This is a genomic window from Odoribacter sp. N15.MGS-14, assembly GCF_000980245.1.
GTDB classification, from domain to species: Bacteria; Bacteroidota; Bacteroidia; order Bacteroidales; family Marinifilaceae; genus Odoribacter; species Odoribacter splanchnicus.
Map to the genome: position 1 here is coordinate 1 of NZ_LARE01000206.1, position 402 is coordinate 402.

Genomic DNA, 402 nt, shown 5'->3' on the forward strand with positions numbered 1-402 from the left:
GTACTGGTTCGCTATCGGTCTCTCGGGAGTATTTAGCCTTACCGGATGGTCCCGGCAGATTCACGCAGAATTCCTCGTGCTCCGCGCTACTCAGGATACTACTATGCTTCGACAACATACGAATACGCAACTGTCATGCTCTATGGTCTTTCTTTCCAGAAAGTTCTTCTCCGATGTCTTCATGCAACGACGTAGTCCTACAACCCCGATCATGCCGTAACATGAACGGTTTGGGCTATTCCCCGTTCGCTCGCCACTACTGGGGGAATCATTGTTATTTTCTTTTCCTGCAGGTACTAAGATGTTTCAGTTCCCTGCGTTAGCTCCTGAAATGATCAGGTGGCGTGTCTTCAACACGCCGGGTTGTCCCATTCGGAAATCCCCGGATCAAAGGTTATTTGC

1 rRNA gene is annotated in these 402 nt (G+C 49.5%); it reads right to left on the reverse strand.

Annotated elements, in window-relative coordinates:
• Positions 1 to 402 (reverse strand): 23S ribosomal RNA (locus WS34_RS15185); the annotation flags it as partial.